This window comes from Burkholderia sp. SCN-KJ, assembly GCF_024656005.1.
Taxonomy (GTDB): Bacteria; Pseudomonadota; Gammaproteobacteria; order Burkholderiales; family Burkholderiaceae; genus Burkholderia.
The window spans coordinates 105,877-121,475 of record NZ_JANKOG010000009.1 but is presented as its reverse complement, the minus strand read 5'-3'; the positions used below and the strand labels follow the sequence as shown (position 1 = coordinate 121,475).

At 60.9% G+C, this 15,599-nt stretch carries 14 protein-coding genes; 10 read left to right on the top strand and 4 right to left on the bottom strand.

Annotation, left to right across the window (positions count from 1 at the left end; translation table 11 throughout):
• The first annotated feature begins 137 nt into the window (after positions 1–137).
• The 4 genes from NQV17_RS16970 (at position 138) to NQV17_RS16955 (ending at position 7,776) form a co-directional block, all read left to right on the top strand.
• Positions 138–1,424: an integrase arm-type DNA-binding domain-containing protein gene (locus NQV17_RS16970; RefSeq protein ID WP_257773135.1), complete on the top strand. Its 1,287-nt coding sequence runs from the start codon at positions 138–140 to the stop codon at positions 1,422–1,424.
• Positions 1,425–1,648: 224 nt separating this feature from the next.
• Positions 1,649–2,167, top strand: a complete 519-nt coding sequence (locus NQV17_RS16965) for a hypothetical protein (protein WP_257773134.1) — start codon at positions 1,649–1,651, stop codon at positions 2,165–2,167.
• A 255-nt stretch (positions 2,168–2,422) separates the two neighbouring features.
• Positions 2,423–5,989 carry an AAA domain-containing protein gene (locus tag NQV17_RS16960; RefSeq protein ID WP_257773133.1) on the top strand — a complete coding sequence of 1,189 codons (3,567 nt, stop codon included), beginning with the start codon at positions 2,423–2,425 and terminating at the stop codon, positions 5,987–5,989.
• Positions 5,986–7,776 (top strand): phospholipase D-like domain-containing protein, encoded by a 1,791-nt coding sequence (locus tag NQV17_RS16955; RefSeq protein ID WP_257773132.1) that lies wholly within the window; start codon positions 5,986–5,988, stop codon positions 7,774–7,776. Before NQV17_RS16960 ends, NQV17_RS16955 begins: the two co-directional genes overlap by 4 nt.
• Before the next feature lie 45 nt (positions 7,777–7,821).
• Here the strand turns inward: NQV17_RS16955 and NQV17_RS16950 are convergent, their stop codons facing one another.
• Positions 7,822–8,688, bottom strand: a complete 867-nt coding sequence (locus NQV17_RS16950; protein WP_257773131.1) for an ImmA/IrrE family metallo-endopeptidase — start codon at positions 8,686–8,688, stop codon at positions 7,822–7,824.
• Positions 8,689–8,690: 2 nt separating this feature from the next.
• Positions 8,691–9,011 carry a helix-turn-helix domain-containing protein gene (locus NQV17_RS16945; protein ID WP_124674379.1) on the bottom strand — a complete coding sequence of 107 codons (321 nt, stop codon included), beginning with the start codon at positions 9,009–9,011 and terminating at the stop codon, positions 8,691–8,693.
• A 193-nt stretch (positions 9,012–9,204) separates the two neighbouring features.
• Between NQV17_RS16945 and NQV17_RS16940 the strand changes: the two genes are divergently transcribed.
• The 6 genes from NQV17_RS16940 (at position 9,205) to NQV17_RS16915 (ending at position 13,650) form a co-directional block, all read left to right on the top strand.
• Positions 9,205–10,155 (top strand): CBASS oligonucleotide cyclase, encoded by a 951-nt coding sequence (locus tag NQV17_RS16940; protein WP_257773130.1) that lies wholly within the window; start codon positions 9,205–9,207, stop codon positions 10,153–10,155.
• A complete protein-coding gene (locus NQV17_RS16935; protein WP_257773129.1) occupies positions 10,152–10,643 on the top strand; it encodes a hypothetical protein in 492 nt (163 codons plus the stop codon). The genes NQV17_RS16940 and NQV17_RS16935 overlap by 4 nt, the downstream gene beginning before the upstream one ends.
• A complete protein-coding gene (locus tag NQV17_RS16930) occupies positions 10,643–11,539 on the top strand; it encodes an ATP-binding protein (RefSeq protein WP_257773128.1) in 897 nt (298 codons plus the stop codon). Before NQV17_RS16935 ends, NQV17_RS16930 begins: the two co-directional genes overlap by 1 nt.
• Positions 11,539–12,702: a hypothetical protein gene (locus tag NQV17_RS16925; protein ID WP_257773127.1), complete on the top strand. Its 1,164-nt coding sequence runs from the start codon at positions 11,539–11,541 to the stop codon at positions 12,700–12,702. The genes NQV17_RS16930 and NQV17_RS16925 overlap by 1 nt, the downstream gene beginning before the upstream one ends.
• Positions 12,699–13,238: a 3'-5' exonuclease gene (locus NQV17_RS16920; RefSeq protein ID WP_257773126.1), complete on the top strand. Its 540-nt coding sequence runs from the start codon at positions 12,699–12,701 to the stop codon at positions 13,236–13,238. Before NQV17_RS16925 ends, NQV17_RS16920 begins: the two co-directional genes overlap by 4 nt.
• Positions 13,239–13,362: 124 nt before the next feature.
• On the top strand, positions 13,363–13,650 hold the full coding sequence (locus tag NQV17_RS16915) for a hypothetical protein (RefSeq protein ID WP_257773125.1): 288 nt from the start codon (positions 13,363–13,365) through the stop codon (positions 13,648–13,650).
• Between the two features lie 132 nt (positions 13,651–13,782).
• Here the strand turns inward: NQV17_RS16915 and istB are convergent, their stop codons facing one another.
• On the bottom strand, positions 13,783–14,571 hold the full coding sequence (istB, locus tag NQV17_RS16910) for an IS21-like element helper ATPase IstB (protein ID WP_257773124.1): 789 nt from the start codon (positions 14,569–14,571) through the stop codon (positions 13,783–13,785).
• Entirely contained in the window at positions 14,568–15,584 is a 1,017-nt protein-coding gene (istA, locus tag NQV17_RS16905; RefSeq protein ID WP_257773123.1) for an IS21 family transposase, read from the bottom strand. The genes istB and istA overlap by 4 nt, the downstream gene beginning before the upstream one ends.
• Positions 15,585–15,599: the final 15 nt, after the last annotated feature.

Genomic DNA, 15,599 nt, shown 5'->3' with positions numbered 1-15,599 from the left:
GTCCAGAAGACCCCGTAAATCATTGAATTTGCGGGGTTTTTTGTTTATTGCCGTCCAAGTCGGAACACGGCAAGCCACGTGCAGACGAGTACGTTTTTGAGTACATTGAAAGTTCGAGATCACGCAATGTACTCACCATGCCTCTCACCGTTCGCGAAGTCGAAGCAGCCCGCCCCCGGCCGAAGCCCTACGGTGTCGCCGACGGCGACGGTCTGGTTCTCTGGGTGACCCCGGAAGGCAACAAGTTCTGGCATTTCCGCTATCGCCTGCACGGAAAGCAACCGCGTATCTCGCTGGGACGCTTCCCTGACGTTACGCTCCAGAAGGCAAGGCAGCAGGCAGCGGCATACCGCACGCTCGTCGCCGATGGTGCCGATCCGCGCGCAAAACGCCGGATCGACCGGCAGCGGGCGGATATCAGCGACGACGGGACCTTCAGGGCTGCAGCTGAACTCTGGTACAAGAGCAAACAGGATGCAGGTCGGTCCGCCTCGACGCTGGACAAGATCCGGACGTACCTCGACAAGGACATCCTGCCCGAGCTCGGTTCGATCAAGCTGGTAAATATCACGCGCGCAGACTGCGCCCGTGTCCAGGAGCGCTTCGAAAAGCGCGGCGCCCTCAACGTCTCGAAGAAAGCCCGCGGCTGGCTGCGCGAGATTTTCAGTCAGGCCATCGCACGCGGCAAATGCGAATTCAATCCCGCATCAGAGCTCAAGGTCATTGCAAAACCCGCCCCGAAGGCAAAGCCCTATCCACACCTTCTTGAGCCGGAACTGCCCGATTTCCTGCGTGCGCTCGAGAAATCAACGAGTCGTCTCATCGCCTACGTCGCTGCGTGGATGACGATCTGGACGGCGAGCCGTCCCGGTATGGTCCGCTACGCCGAGTGGACCGAGGTCAATCTCGACGAAGCGCTCTGGACGATCTCGGCCGAGAAGATGAAGATGCGGCGGAGCCACGTCACGCCGCTCCCGTCGCAACTGGTCAAGGCACTCAGGGAACTCAAAAAGCTGACAGGCCGCCACCAGTACGTCTTCCCCGGCATCGGCACGAAACACGAGGTGATCAGCGAGAACACCATCAACCTCGTGTTTTCGAAGATCGGCTACAAGGGCCGCATGGTCGGTCACGGAACACGCCATACGGCGAGTACCCTCCTTCGCGAGCACGGTTGGGTAAAAGATCACGTCGAAACCCAGCTGGCCCATCTTGAGGAAGGCATTGCCGGCGACTACAACCACGCCAGGTATCTGGTGCAACGTCGTGCGATGATCCAGTGGTACGCCGACTACCTTGATGTGCTGAAGACCGGCATGCAACCCGCCCAGCGACAGTCATTTGCCCAACGGGTCAACCGGATACCCGTGCAATCGACATCTACACCTTCGCAATCACTCGACAACGACGAAATCGCAGCCTGATGAAGCCGCGATTCGTTGCTTCAACGTTATCCACCCGATCCGATGACAACGACGGGAGCTTCTACAGAATGCAAGGGCTGCCGTTTGTCGGCGATCCGTGCGCCCAGTAATGCGGGACAGTGTGCAGCAGACAGATGTCTGCCGCGTAGCACACTTCAACCGTGACACGCTGGGCGACTTCTCGAAGATTGATTGCTAAACGCAGAATGGGACACGACTGAGCCATGAACGACAAAGAACAGAGCACAAGCGAGCTGTGGCTGGAAGCGTGCGCGCCCGGCTTTCGGGATCTTCCCGACCCTGATCGCCGCGCCATCTTCGAGTTCGCCTTTCTTTGGACCCTGTTCGAAGCACAGGTCATGGACAATTTCGCCCGTGCCGACCGCATCCGTGAACGAGTCAACGCCTGGGCGACGGACGGTACGCTTGAAGCTGGTCTCTACGACGCGGAGCTTGCCTACTTTCGGAACCGTTACTTCGCCGATGGCGCCCTGACCTATCACTTCCCTTACCTGAACCTTCGCCCCTCAGACCATCCCGACCTCGTTCAGGCTGTGCTTGAGGGCGCGAATGACGACCCACGCGACAAGGTTCTGTGCCTGCTGCTGATCATTTGGAGGCTGCGCAACAATCTATTTCATGGTGCCAAATGGGCTTACCAGCTTCGCGATCAGCGGGAGAATTTCATGCAGGCGAACGGAGTCCTGATGCGAATGCTTGAACGCCATGGCCGGCTAGGGTAGCGTCAAACATTTACCCAGCTTACTCGATCCTATGCAGATGTATCCATCGCCCTAAGATCCGCCGGTACACCGCGGCCCGTTCAAACGTCATAAATCCGGGTGCAATGCTCCTTCTAGGCGTCGATGATGTCCAGCCAGGGCCGGCAATCTATCGGTGCCGCTCGGGTTCCCGTGTAAGCAGGCACCGGCACCTACGACAGGCTGCGATAAGATAACCAACAATGCCTACCGTGTTAATCCGGCTCCGGGGAAAGAATGCCAAGCGAAAAAAATGTAAAACGCAACAAGGCATCACTTGATCACAGGTTCGAGTTCGTCGAAGACGCCATCGCGCCGGGAGACCGGGCCGCCCTTCGGCCGGCTGTCTTCGAGGTCGAGGAAAAGGCATCCGGCGCAGAGCGCAATTTGAAGCTCTGGCGCAAGACAGGTACGGCGCTTGATGATGATCTCCGACAGCTCTGGCTGCACGAGATGCGGCAGGTGCAGCGTGTCATGTCGTACGAGGGTGCCCGCGAGGTAATCGTCGACGTTCTGGAGTTCGTGGAAGACGAGTCCGATTTCGGTGTGGTCCTTGAACGGACAGGACGACCACTTGCCGACACGCACAGACGCGCTTCACGCCAGCACTGGCTGAACAATCTCCGTTCGCCCCGTGCCCGGATCCTCTTCTGGCGCAATGTCAGGCGGCTTGTCACAGCGCTTGGGATTGTCCACGCGCAAGGTCTCGTGCATGGTGCCGTTGGCCCCGACGCGGTGATGACGGAAGGCGCGGACGAGGCGGATTTCCGGCTGGGGGGCTTCGAGTGGAGCCTGTGGTTGACTCCCGACGCAACGGACCGGTCACATGCGAAGGTCGGATCGGCCGCCGCTGAACGCAGATCGGAACGCTATTCGTTCGCCCAGGACTGGCAGTCGATGGGACTGATGATCGCAGACTGTCTGGACTGCACCGTCAGGGAATCGGGCGATGTCATGCCGGCCGGGCGACATAACCCCGCCATTGAGCTCAACACGGCCGAACGTCTGCTGTTGCTGCGCCTCGTGAGGCCGGCGAGAATGGATCAGCTCGACGCCGTGTCCATCGGACGTGCAATTGATGATCTGCTCGCGAGCGTTGCACAGTCCGCCTCGACGCGCGCCGGGACATTCATCCTCTGCGTTCCATCGAACCCGAACGTCAGCGATGCCGTTTACACGGCAACTGCCGGGGAAATTCCGGTCGATGAACACCGGCGTCAGCTCGACTGGATCCGCGCCGACCTCGACGGCGGCGCAACACTGCTGGTGCCTCGATCCTTCGATCCGGCAACCGATACGATCCGGCTGGTGACATCGACCATGGTCTACAGGCTTACTGCCTTCCGTGACGAGGGCGCCGCCCTGTGGGACATCGCGGTCTGCAGAAAGGCGGAGGTGAGGGACCGCACTTTCAGTCTTGGCGAGAGCGAGGAACATGCCCTGCTCCAGACCGTGACAATCGTGCCGAACGCGCGTGAGGCTCGCGAGACGCGTGGCCGGCTTGGCTCCGACACGCTCGACTGGAGCACCTTCGCCAGCCCGGCACGTGACGCTATCGGGCCCGACGAGGGTGACACCGTGCGCAATGCACTGCTGCTCGTGCAAACCGTGGAAGCGGTTGTCAAGGCGCTGGAGGTCTATCCTGTGCAGGTTCTGGCTACCGAGATACACAAGGGCCGTCGTTCTGTGCTCCTGCGTGCCGAGCCCGGCAACGAGCGCGACCGTATCGCAAAACGGATCGGCCTGACCGAAAGCGCCGTTGCACTCAAATGGCTGTTCGAGGACGACCGGCGCGATGCCGAAGCGAAATGGCAACTCTGTCGTGCCGCCGGCCTGGGATCCACACGAACCAGCGACGTGGTCGCCAGCTTTGTCGAAGCACTCGAGCATCGCGGCATTCAGGCATACCGCTTTGAGATCGACGAAGACCTTGAAAACCAGGGCCCCTACTTTCTTCGAACGGAACGCGATGCCGGAACGGAGCAGGCCATTTCGCGGCGCCTGCGTAACATCAAGGCACTCGACACGCGTGCAGACCTCGTCGACATGCTGGCCGATCCATGGCGCGTACGCAGATCCAGCCGCGAAGAATTCAGCGACGAGGCACGCCGGGACGAAGCCTTTCTGGATCTGGACCCGCCCAAGCAGAAAGCCCTGATCGGCCTCTGGTCCACGCTTCCGTCGTTTTTCGTCGTGGGGCCGCCTGGCGTTGGCAAAACCAGGCTGGCAACCGAAGTGGTCAGACGCCGGTTTGCTGACGATAGCTCAACGCGCATGCTGATCACCGCGCAGGGCCATGACGCGCTCGACAATCTTCAGAAAAAGATCAGGGAGACGCTCGCCGAGGCAGGACAGGATGACGTTCTGCTCGTCCGGTCGACCACCTCCGAACGTCGGCCGACGAGCGGTGAGGAAGTCCATCGGACGGGTTTGGACTATCTGGAGCGCCTTTCGCAAAGCGCGCTCGCGAGAACGGCACCGGAACCGCTGCGCGCGCGTATTGCGGAACTGCGCGACGCCGCCGGTCGCATGGAGCGCGCGAAGGACACCATCACCCGGGAGCAGCGATCCGGGCTCGGCGCGATCTCACATCTGATACTCGATGCGGCGAACATCGTCATCTCGACCGCCAATTCATCCGACATCGAAAGCCTCGTCGAGGCCCGGCAGCAGTTCGACTGGGTCATCGTCGAAGAGGCAGCCAAGGCGACCGGACCTGAACTGGTTGGCCCGCTCATGCTTTCAGGCCGCCGCCTCCTGATTGGCGACCACCGGCAGTTGCCGCCGTTTGAGTCGGAACGGCTGGTGCGCATTCTGCGCGACCAGAGTCTCGTGAGCGAGGCCCTGCAGATCGCCGGGCAATACGTCGGCTCCCTGTTGCACGATGGTGAACTCGACGAACTCGAACTGATCGCCTCGGATGCCGCCACCCTGAAAGCATCGGCAGACATGGCCCTGAGGCTGCTCGAACCGTTTCGCACCTTCGTCGAGAACGACGAACGGCGTCGCCACGGCAACCCGACGCATCGGCCGATCTCGGAAACGCTCACCGAGCAGAGACGGATGGATCCGGCCATCGCAGAGGTCGTGTCCCACGCGTTTTACGACGGACAACTCCAGACGGCTGCCAGCCGGGCGCAAGCCGCCGGGACGCAGGCGTCCCGCGTCGTTCAGCTTGGCGCGCTCCCGTGTTCCCCCATCGTCGTCGTCAATTTCCCGCATGTGAGCTCGACCGGCCGCGCAACAGAAATCGAACGCGGAAAGCCTCGCTGGCACAACCCCGCCGAGGTCGAGGCGGTCATGAACGTATTGCGGCATCTGCGGGCCCGCGAAACCGCGAAGCCGCCAACGCTCGCCATCCTCTCGCCCTATAAGGCGCAGGTCGACAAGATCCAGGAGCGGCTCTCATCACGGAGATCTGGCGACCTGCAGCACCTGAAGCATTTCAAACCCGTGCGAAGCGACGGCGCATTGGTCGGAACGGTCGACTCTTTTCAGGGTAGCGAGGCCGATGTCGTCATTCTCTCGCTCGTACGAAACAATCCGCGCAATGCCCTGGGCTTCCTGCGCGACCGACGGCGCATGAATGTCGCGCTCAGTCGCGCCAAAACCCAGCTGATCATCGTCGGCAGCCTCGATTTCCTCGCCGAGGCGGTCCGGGCAGTCAACCCGGACGCGGAAGATCACGACCTCTCTTTTCTTGCCCTGATGGCCGAGGCGATCCGCAAGCTTGAAAGCCAGAAGCGAAATGACGTCGCACTCGCCCGCTCGATCGGCCCTGATGCGCTAAAGGAGCACGTATGAGCGTATTGATCGCAGTCCCGGTATTCCGGGTCAGTTGCAGGGTCGGAATCGATCGCGGACGGTCATGGAGTGTCATTGACGAACTCGTGTTGTGGGCGATCGTGCGCGAGCCCAGGTCGATCGCCATGCTCGCCCGCGAAGCTGACCTGCCACACCAGGTCATCATTGCATCCATCGCGCGCCTGATGCGCTTTCGCCTTGTCGAGGTCACGCTGAGCGGCGACAGTGTCGCCTTTCGCGCAAGCGAATACGGATTCCGAACCGTGGCCAGCGGCGAGACCCTGCCATTTTTGCCCAAACGCGTTTCACGACGCGTCAGCTTTGTCATTGATGCCGCGACGGGTGATTTTTTCCCGACGCGTGAGGTGCGCATCATACCGGGACACCGGCTCGACCGGGAGCGTCAGGCTGGATACGAAGTCCGGAGTGTCCACGTCGAAGGTGGCGCTCCTTCGATGTCACACGAGGCCAATATAGGCCGTCTGTCCGATATCGCCGTCCGGGGATGGGACGAACAGGTCGCGACGATAGACGGCAAGACCGCCACCTTGCGCGAAGACGAGTTTCTGGTATTACGTGTCATCGATGGAATCCCCAAGGGTCTGCCTGAATCGGCAGGCGTGAAGCTTCGCGATCTCGTCGCCCAGGCTGCGGCGTTGCCACCTGGCACGAAACACCTCACCGTGAAATACGCGGGCGAACCGGACGCGCCTGACACCACGCTCACGAGTCATGCCTGCCCGTTCGAGCCGTCCGATCTCATCATTGGTGGATCGGCGCACAGGCGATGTCTTGTGTCGCTCCTCGCCAGCGCTCACAGGCGCGTCATCATCCATTCCACGTTCCTCGATCCCGAGCGCTTCAGGGATCTGACGGACGCGATACGGACCGCATGTGTGCGTGGCGTGACGTTTGACCTGCTCTGGGGCGCTGAGCTGGATGATGAGACGGAACGAAAACATGCTGCCGCAGCGATCGCGATCGCGCGGCTCGTGCGGGAAGACGAGGTTTTGAAGGGCCGCGTGCGCGTCCATATGAGGACCACAGGATCCCACGCCAAGCTGATCCTGCTGGATACCGCGCACGACGGCTGGATCGCAGGCGTCGGTTCATGCAACTGGCTATCGTCCCCTTTCGAGGCTGTCGAGATGTCTGTTGTGCTTCGGGATCAACAGTCCGTGGCAGACGTCGCCGTGGCCATCCAGCGACTGGTGGGACGCCGTGGCCTGTCCGATGATATTGCCACCGAGATGTCGACGCTCGCCCGTGACCTGCGGCGTATGCCGCCAATGGACGGCAGTGGTCGTATTGCCCTCGTTGTGGGTGACGCGCATGACCGCCTGATACGGGCCGCCAGCAGTGCGGCGGTGACGCGGTTTGTCGTGGGCAGTCACCGGCTGGGCTCGACAGCAAGACCGGGGGCGTTAATGCAAGGGGAGAAGGCGGCTCAACGCCCCGGCGTGCGCACCGTCGTTTTCTATACGCGCACGACAGGCCCGCTGAAGAACCGGCACGCCAGGGCGCTCGCTGAAGAAGCAGGACTCAACGGCGTGATTCTGGCGAAAGCCGGGAAAATCCCCTTGCACGGGAAGTTCGTCGCCTGGGATGACGACAATCTGGTCATCACGAGCCTGAACTGGGCATCTGCATCGGCAGACCCCGACTTCCCCTGCGGCGAAGTCGGCGTGCACATCTGCGCGCCGGGCATTGCCGCCCACGCGCTGACCCATCTCGAGGAAATATTCCCTGAACTGGCGCAGGACGCCGGGCCCGTTGCCAGGCAGTAAAGCCATCGCAGGCAGCCCGTTGCGGATGCGACTGCCTGCTGCCGCCTAGGCTTCGTCCCGGTGCCGCGGAGGCCATACGTCCGCACCGCGAGGCAACCAAAGCAGACTTAGTGTGGCATCGTACTGCCCGGCGTGAAGCTTCATTTCCCGCAGAGACATGTGAGGATCGGCATGCTCAAACCAGACCGAGGCGCGAATCTCTGCGCCCCGTCGGTCATGTCTGATTTCCGGGTTGGCCGCGAGGGACTGTTCAGGCACGGGAATGACGTTGCCGCGCGTCCTGAAGAACGCGCCCGCCCGGAAGGCCGGCTCGCTCGACCATGCCCAGTTGATGAAGCCATCGTTGGACATCACCAGGACGGCTTTTTCTTCCGTGTACTGCAGCCACTTCAGCACTGCGGCCGTGAGTGACACGCCATACCGATCTGCGCAATGGCTCAACGCGTCGAGATCAACGCCCGAGGAAAGCTGCGCGCGAAAATCGTCGAGCGGCATCAGCAGATAGGAAGCGAACAGGTCGGCCTGTGCCTCGATATCACGATCGTCTTGCGACCAGTTCAGCATGTCGGCGTCGCTGCACTGGAACGATTCCCTGCTCAGCCGGTGCAGAATGTAGTGCCCCAATTCATGTGCCTGGGTGAACCGTATTCGACCGGGCGACGAGACCGTTTCGTTGTAGAGAAGCAGCCAGCGCCGGCGCTCCTCATCTGGCAAAAGCGCCCCCTCGAATCCCCGGATATCGGCCGGTTCCACCTGGGTAATCGGGTCGCTCCATCCGAATATGCGCGCGGCTTCCAGTGCCAGCGTTGGCACGTCAACCGGGAACCGGCCGACGCCATGGGCGAGCGCAAAGGCTTCCGTGACGCGCACGAGGCGGGTCGCGGCGCGCGGCGGCGTCCAGGGTTCGGCCATCACTAATTCTTCTTGAATGTGTTGAGTATCCTGCGAAGCTGTTCCTTCGCCTCCGGATCGAGCTTCTGGTAGCCGCGGAAGAATGCCTCATCGAGATGGCGCTCTTCAGGCGCGCGCACGTCCTCCTCAATGAAGTACGACGTGGCCACCCCAAGTACATCGGCCAGTGCAGTCAGTTTTTCGGCCGACGGCCTTTGCGACTCACGGTTTTCGAGTTCCCAGAGATAGCTCTTGCTCATCCCTGCCAGTTCGGCCAGCTTCTCCAGCGTCAGTTGCCGCTCCTTTCGAAGCTCCCGCAATTTCTCACCGAGACGTGTCGCCATCATCGCGTCTCCCAACAGATTAGGTGTCAACTTAATATACCACGGTACCGAACTTTTCGTTTGACAATCGAAATATGTGATGTAAGATCACAAAAGTTCGCTACTCCGAACTTTGGATCTGGACTTCCCGATACGCCGGCAGGCACGGCGTCGATCCGGATCCGGCTCAACCTCGCACTGCCGCGGAGACCATATGCCACTGAGCAATACCGAGATCCGATACTACGACAGCACCGTATTGCGTCTGCCTTCCGACAGGCGCAAGGCGTATCACGAACAGGTCGACCGGCTTGTGGCGGCGCTGAGCAAAAAGCTTCACGAGCAGACGGACATCAAGATCACGAAAGTGGTCAAGGCAGGCTCTTTCGCCAAGTTCACGATCCTGCGGAAAACCTCGGAAGACCCGGTCGACGTCGACGTGGTGTTCTATATCTCGGGACGCAGCGTGAGCCAGGAAACGCTCGCAAGCCTTAGCCAGACCATCTATGACGCACTGATCAAGCTCTATCCGAACAAGTCCGTCGAGGATTTCCAGATCCAGCGCAAGGCAGCCACCGTCACCTTTGCAGGCAGCGGGCTGAGCGTCGACATCGTGCCTGTGATCGAAGACCCTACCCGTGCGGGTTACGGCTGGCAGTTCGATATTCATGATGGCACCCGCGTGCAGACCTGCGCGCCGTGCCAGATCAGGTTCGTGCGTGACCGGAAGAACGCGGATCCAGACTTTCGCACGCTTGTGCGTCTGGCGAAGAAGTGGCGCAACCGCGTCGAACTCAAGCCGCTCAAGTCGTTTGCGATCGAACTGATCATGGCGCACGTTCTGGCCAAGAACGGCACGGCGGGCACGCTCGAGAAACGTTTTCGCGACTTTCTGCTGTACATCGCCCAGTCGGGGTTGAAGGAGGTCATCACGTTCCCCGAAAACGGCAACGTTGTCCCGACTTTTTCCGATCCGGTGGTGATCCTCGATCCCGTCTGCAACACCAACAATGTCGCCAGCCGGATTTCCGAGGTGGAGCGCAAGGAGATTGTTGCAGCGGCACACGAGGCATGGGAAACGGCCGTGTTCGCCTCGACGGAAGAAGAAATCGAGATCTGGAAAGAACTGTTCGGGCCGCGCTTCACGGTCGGGGAGTCAGCATGAGCGAGACCTACGCCTCCACCGAAACCTATTCGGTTGCCGATATCGAGATCGTCATGCGGCGCGTTTGCGCCGACCTGCTAATGATCGCGGGAAGCACCAAAGCGGTGACCGAAGAAAAAGCACGGAACTGGGCTCACGATATCGAAGTCCTGGCGAAGAACGGATACCTCAGGATGGTCGACCTCACCCTGCTGTACGCGGGAGTCGAAATCCGGGCGACGCGCTTTGTCGTGAATACCGATTCCGGTGAGCTGTCCTCAAGCCGACCTGGCGGCGTCCTGTGGCCAGAAATCCCCGGTGCCGAACTGCGCATCATCCTGTCCTACACCGATGCGTACGACGCGGCGGCCAGGGAAAAGACGAAGAGTCGCCTGCGCATTGGCTGGGTCGCGAGTAATGCAGACACGAGCCATGCAAGTCTGACGTCGGGTAGCGGCCGCGATTACGTAAGCAACGGATACGGCATGCAGCGAAAGGATTTCAACTGATGACACAGACGACCATTTTCGATGCCAGAACGCCGCTGCCCGATGCGGGTCTCGCGGCGCGTGAAAAAACGCTGCTGGGTTTTGACGCACGTTATACGCAGATCCATGACCAGCTTCGCCTGCTGCTCAATCTGGGCGACCTGGCAGAGTGGAGCAATAAGCACCACAGGAAAAGGCTGGTCCTGTGCGATCTCGTCGCCGAACAGTATCCGCTCGTGATCTTTTACGGCGATGTCGGCACCGGCAAGACGGCGACGGCCGAATGCATCGCAAACAGGCTGGCTAGGGAGTCACGCACGGAAGACTCCCTGCTCTTCAGGCTCAGCAACCGCGTGCGCGGCAGCGGCAAGGTCGGCGAGATGGGCACGCTCCTGACCCAGGCATTTCAGGAGGTGACGCAGTCAGCAGGCAAGGCGCGCCGCGCCATCCTTGTGATCGATGAAGGCGACTCGCTGGCAGCAGCGCGCACGCAGGAGCATAGCCATCACGAAGACAAGGTAGCGGTCAACACGCTGATCCAGTGTATCGACGATCTGCGCCGCTTCGGGGGCCGTGTTGTCGTATTCCTTTGCACCAACCGGCTGTCGGTGCTGGATGCGGCCCTGCAGCGCCGCGCCGCCGTCATCGAGGAATTCGCGCGCCCCGGCGACGCCGAGCGCCGCGAGCTGTTCTCGATGGATCTCGACGGACTCGGTCTCACGCAGCAGCAGATCGAGGATCTCGTGGCCGTTACGGGCGCCCGTGCCAAACTGCCGGCGTGGACCTATTCGGATATCCGCACGCGCCTGTATCCCGCCGCTATGGCCAAGGCCTTCCCGGACATCCCGCTCGCCTTCCGGCATCTTCACGAAGCCGCGTTGTCGTTGCGCCCGTCGCCCATCATGGAGGACAGGTAATGACCCGATCCGCCCTCTTTGGCCGGCGCGTTCACATTACCGGCAGCATTTCAGGGGACCCCGCGCTCGCGTCAGCGGACGAAGTCAGGCGCGCTCGCGCGATTGTCGAGTCGCTGGTGAAGGAACTGATTCGCAAGGGAGCGACGTTCGTCATCCCCGTCGATGCAGAAAAGCTTCGCGAGGACGGCTTGCCCATCTGTTTCGACTGGCTGGTCTGGGAAACCGTCCACAAGCATCTGCATGCCCGTCCGGAGGGTGCGCCGAACCCGCTTGTCATCGCGGTCAAGCATCACAAGACCGAAACGCAGATTCCCGAACAGCACGCGGCACTGTGGAGCTCGCTACGCGGCTCGCCACTGGTCCAGATCGAAAGCGCGGCGCTGTGGAACATGAACAGCAAGCGCATGGAGATGCAGGCGCGTCATGGCGACATGCTCATCACCTTGGGCGGCGGTGAGGGTGTTCTGTTCCTGGCTAACATCTATCACGATGCAGGCAAGCCCGTGATTCCGCTCAACCTGAAGCTCGGATCGACGCAATCAGGCTCGCTTCGCCTCTTTGATTTCGGGCTTGCAGGAAACAATGCGACGCGTCTGTTCCAGACGGACACCGCGCTGTCTTCACACGGGTGGCTCAACCGGATTGAGATGCCACCCAGACAGGCCGTACCGGAGAGCGTCGATGACCTGATGGCGTTGCTTGAGGCATTGGCGCCACCCAAGGCATTTGTGGTCAGGCTCCTCAACCCTGAGCACGAGGACTTCAACGACGTGCAGGCATTCTTCGACACTGTCGTGCAACCCGTCATTGAGGACGAATTGCGGTACAAGATGGTCACCATCGACGGGTACCAGGCCTTCGATCACGCCCGCATCGATCAGGAGATTTTCGCAAAGCTCCATCGCAGCAGTATTGTTCTGGCCGACATAACGGGCTCGCGTCCGAACTGTTTTCTGGAACTCGGCTATGCGCTTGGTCGCGGCCTGCCGACCATGTTGATGGCGAAGGCAGGCACCGCACACCCGTTCGACATCACCACGTTTTCCGGTCATCACTGGAAAACGACAGGAAGTGTCGAGGAGCGGCGCCGCGAGCTTCGCAAACATTGGGAGGCAGTCAGAAACCGTCCCACCCTTGTCCCGACGGAGCCGCTAATTCCATGACCAGCCCGCGCGAAATCTATATATCAGTCGATGTCGAGACTGCCGGACCGATTCCGGGGGAATACAGCCTGCTCTCGATCGGCGCCTGCAACGCAGACGAACCAGCACAGACTTTTGCATGCGAATTGAAGCCGACCACCCGCAACGCCGACCCTGCTGCACTGAAGGTCACCGGGTTATCGCTGGAGCGCCTTGAAAACGATGGGCTCCAACCGCAGGCCGCCATGCAGGCCTTCCAGGAATGGGTTGCGCTTGTTGCTGGCGTTGATGGGGACCCTATTTTCGTGGGATTTAACGCTGCATTCGACTGGTCGTTTGTTAACTACTACTTTCACCGCTACTTGGGTAAGAACCCGTTCGGTTTTGCTGCCCTTGACATCAAATCCCTGTACATGGGCACCGTAAGGAGTACCTGGAGTGGCACACGGTCAAGCCAGATTGCGCAAACTCTGAAGCCGTCGCTCAAGGGGGACCACGATGCGCTGCACGATGCTCTCTACCAGGCCGAACTCTTCCGGGCTATTCGAGCCCTATAATAGCGTGGGAATGGTTGGGTCTGTCGCATGCACGGTACGTAACCGTGCCATTCTGTCGGTCGTTGGACCACCACTGTGGCATCACAGCTATTGCGGGTCGAAACTTCACTACAGGAGAAATTGGATGACTCTCAACGCAGGCAAATATAGCCGCTCGATCACTCTTCAATGTCCGACTTGCGGAAATACCGGGTTCTCGCATGATGGTGTGGATGGGCAGCCCGGTGAGTTACTCAGCTGCGACAATTGCGGACTGGAAATCTCCAAGGACGATCTGACCAGGGCAAACGGTGAAAATATGCAAGCGCATATCAAGGAGATTCGTGAGGCCGTTGTGAAGGATGTTCACAAGGAATTGCACGAATCGTTGAAGAAGGCGTTTGCTGGCAACAAACACGTCAAGATTCAGTGATGCCCTTCTCGATCAGCGTTGGCGACGCGATCGCCACAGGCGCCCTGCTGTTGTCTGGTTGTCAACGCCGATTTAAATCTGACCCACTTTTCGACGAATCGCCGAAGTAAAACTGACCCACCCGGGCCCCTGTTACGCGGCTGCCTTCGCGCCCGCCCGCGTTCCCGTCTGTCCTGCTTTTCGTTTGTCCTTCAAGCGGTAGCTCTCGCCGCTGATTTGCACGATGTGCGCGTGATGCAACAGTCTGTCGAGCATGGCTGCCGTCAGCGTCTGGTCGTCGGCGAACGCCGAGGCCCATTGCGTGAACGGTAGGTTGCTCGTCAACACGATGGCGCCGCGCTCGTAGCGCTTGGCGACGACGTTGAAGAACAGGTCCGCTTCCTCGCGCCCAAACGGCAAATAGCCGATTTCGTCAATCACGAGCAGTCTCGGCCCGACGACCGCTCGATTGAAGAACTCCTTCAGCCGGTTCTGCTGCCGCGCCGTCGCCAGTTGCATCATCAGGTCGGCGGCCGTGATGAACCGCGTCTTGATGCCCGCCTGGGTCGCGCGATAGGCCAAGGCGCTCGCGATGTGCGTCTTGCCAACGCCGGACGGCCCGAGCAGCACGACGTTCTCGGCTCGCTCGATGAACGCCAGGCTGGCCAGTTCCTGAACCTGCGCGCGCGGTGCGCCGCTGGCGAAACCGAAGTCGTATTGCTCCAGCGTCTTGATGCTCGGCAACGACGCGAGCTTCGTGAGCGTCTGCCGCTTACGTTCTTCGCGCGCATCGAATTCCGCCTGCAGCAATTGCTCCAGGAAGTCGGCCAGGCTCGCATCGCGAGTTGCAGCGTGCTGCGCGAGCGAGCCCCAGTCGCGGGTAACACAGTCGAGCTTGAGTTGCGAGCATAGGCTGGCAATGCGTTCGTGTTGTAAATTCATGCGGCGACCTCCAGCAGCGCGTCGTAGACCGCCAGCGGATGTTGCAAGCTCTCGCGCGGCAATACGCGGCGTGGCCTGGGTGTCGCCGGTAAGGGCACCATCGTCGCTGCAGACAGCGGCAGCAACGCTGCCTGTTCAACCATCAGCCTCGCTGCCGGGCGCTCGCGTGTCGTGGCATGTACGCGCACGTTGGCGACTTCCGTGAGCCAGCGCCCGATGTGCGCGTTCGCGGCGTCGACATCCAACGTAAGGCCCGATTGCTTGAGGGTAGCGGCCAGCGGTACCACGAAACTCTCCTTCAGATAGCGGTTAAAACGTTCGACCTTGCCCTTGGTCTTGGCTCGATAGGGGCGGCATACCTTCGGCGTGAAGCCGCACGTTTCCGCCAGTGCGAGCAACTGCGTATTCCATCGATGCTGGCCTTCGCCGAACGCGTCGCGCTCGATAATCACCGACTTCGCGTTATCGAACAGCACTTGCTCGGGCGTGCCACCGAAGTGGACGAACGCTTCGCGCAGGCACTCGCACAGCGTCGTCGCATCCTCGCCGGCAGTGAAGCGCACGAAGCTCGCACGGCTGTAGCCAAGCGTCGCCACCAACGCCAGCAGCGGCGCGCGGCCCCGACGTATGACCGTGAAGTCGGCCTGCATCTGCTTGCCCGGCGCCGTCTCGAAGCGCACCACCGGCTCAGCTTCGGCGTGCTTGTGCGGCACGAGGAATGCCTTTAGCTGACTGATGCCGCCTTCGTAGCCGGCCTCGCGCAGTTCGCGCAGCAGCACCGTCGCCGGAATCCAGTGCGGCCGCGCAGCCGCCACTCGCTCGAGCACGTAGCTCTTGAACGGTTCAAGCTTCGTCGCACGCGGCTCGCGCTGCTTGTAGTGCCCGGCCTGTTCGTCACGCAGATAGCGACGCGCCGTATTGCGCGAAATACCCATCTGCCTCGCTATCTCCCGCACGCCCATTCCACGTCTTGCCAACACCTTGATTTCCACTGCTTGCTCCTGACTCAGCATCGGCGGCAAAAAGCC

Excerpts from the sequence above, each read along its gene's own strand:
- NQV17_RS16970 (WP_257773135.1), top strand. The coding sequence starts at position 138 with ATGCCTCTCACCGTTCGCGAAGTCGAAGCAGCCCGCCCCCGGCCGAAG.
- NQV17_RS16965 (WP_257773134.1), top strand. The coding sequence starts at position 1,649 with ATGAACGACAAAGAACAGAGCACAAGCGAGCTGTGGCTGGAAGCGTGC.
- NQV17_RS16960 (WP_257773133.1), top strand. The coding sequence starts at position 2,423 with ATGCCAAGCGAAAAAAATGTAAAACGCAACAAGGCATCACTTGATCAC.
- NQV17_RS16955 (WP_257773132.1), top strand. The coding sequence starts at position 5,986 with ATGAGCGTATTGATCGCAGTCCCGGTATTCCGGGTCAGTTGCAGGGTC.
- NQV17_RS16950 (WP_257773131.1), bottom strand. The coding sequence starts at position 8,688 with ATGGCCGAACCCTGGACGCCGCCGCGCGCCGCGACCCGCCTCGTGCGC.
- NQV17_RS16945 (WP_124674379.1), bottom strand. The coding sequence starts at position 9,011 with ATGGCGACACGTCTCGGTGAGAAATTGCGGGAGCTTCGAAAGGAGCGG.
- NQV17_RS16940 (WP_257773130.1), top strand. The coding sequence starts at position 9,205 with ATGCCACTGAGCAATACCGAGATCCGATACTACGACAGCACCGTATTG.
- NQV17_RS16935 (WP_257773129.1), top strand. The coding sequence starts at position 10,152 with ATGAGCGAGACCTACGCCTCCACCGAAACCTATTCGGTTGCCGATATC.
- NQV17_RS16930 (WP_257773128.1), top strand. The coding sequence starts at position 10,643 with ATGACACAGACGACCATTTTCGATGCCAGAACGCCGCTGCCCGATGCG.
- NQV17_RS16925 (WP_257773127.1), top strand. The coding sequence starts at position 11,539 with ATGACCCGATCCGCCCTCTTTGGCCGGCGCGTTCACATTACCGGCAGC.
- NQV17_RS16920 (WP_257773126.1), top strand. The coding sequence starts at position 12,699 with ATGACCAGCCCGCGCGAAATCTATATATCAGTCGATGTCGAGACTGCC.
- NQV17_RS16915 (WP_257773125.1), top strand. The coding sequence starts at position 13,363 with ATGACTCTCAACGCAGGCAAATATAGCCGCTCGATCACTCTTCAATGT.
- istB (WP_257773124.1), bottom strand. The coding sequence starts at position 14,571 with ATGAATTTACAACACGAACGCATTGCCAGCCTATGCTCGCAACTCAAG.
- istA (WP_257773123.1), bottom strand. The coding sequence starts at position 15,584 with ATGCTGAGTCAGGAGCAAGCAGTGGAAATCAAGGTGTTGGCAAGACGT.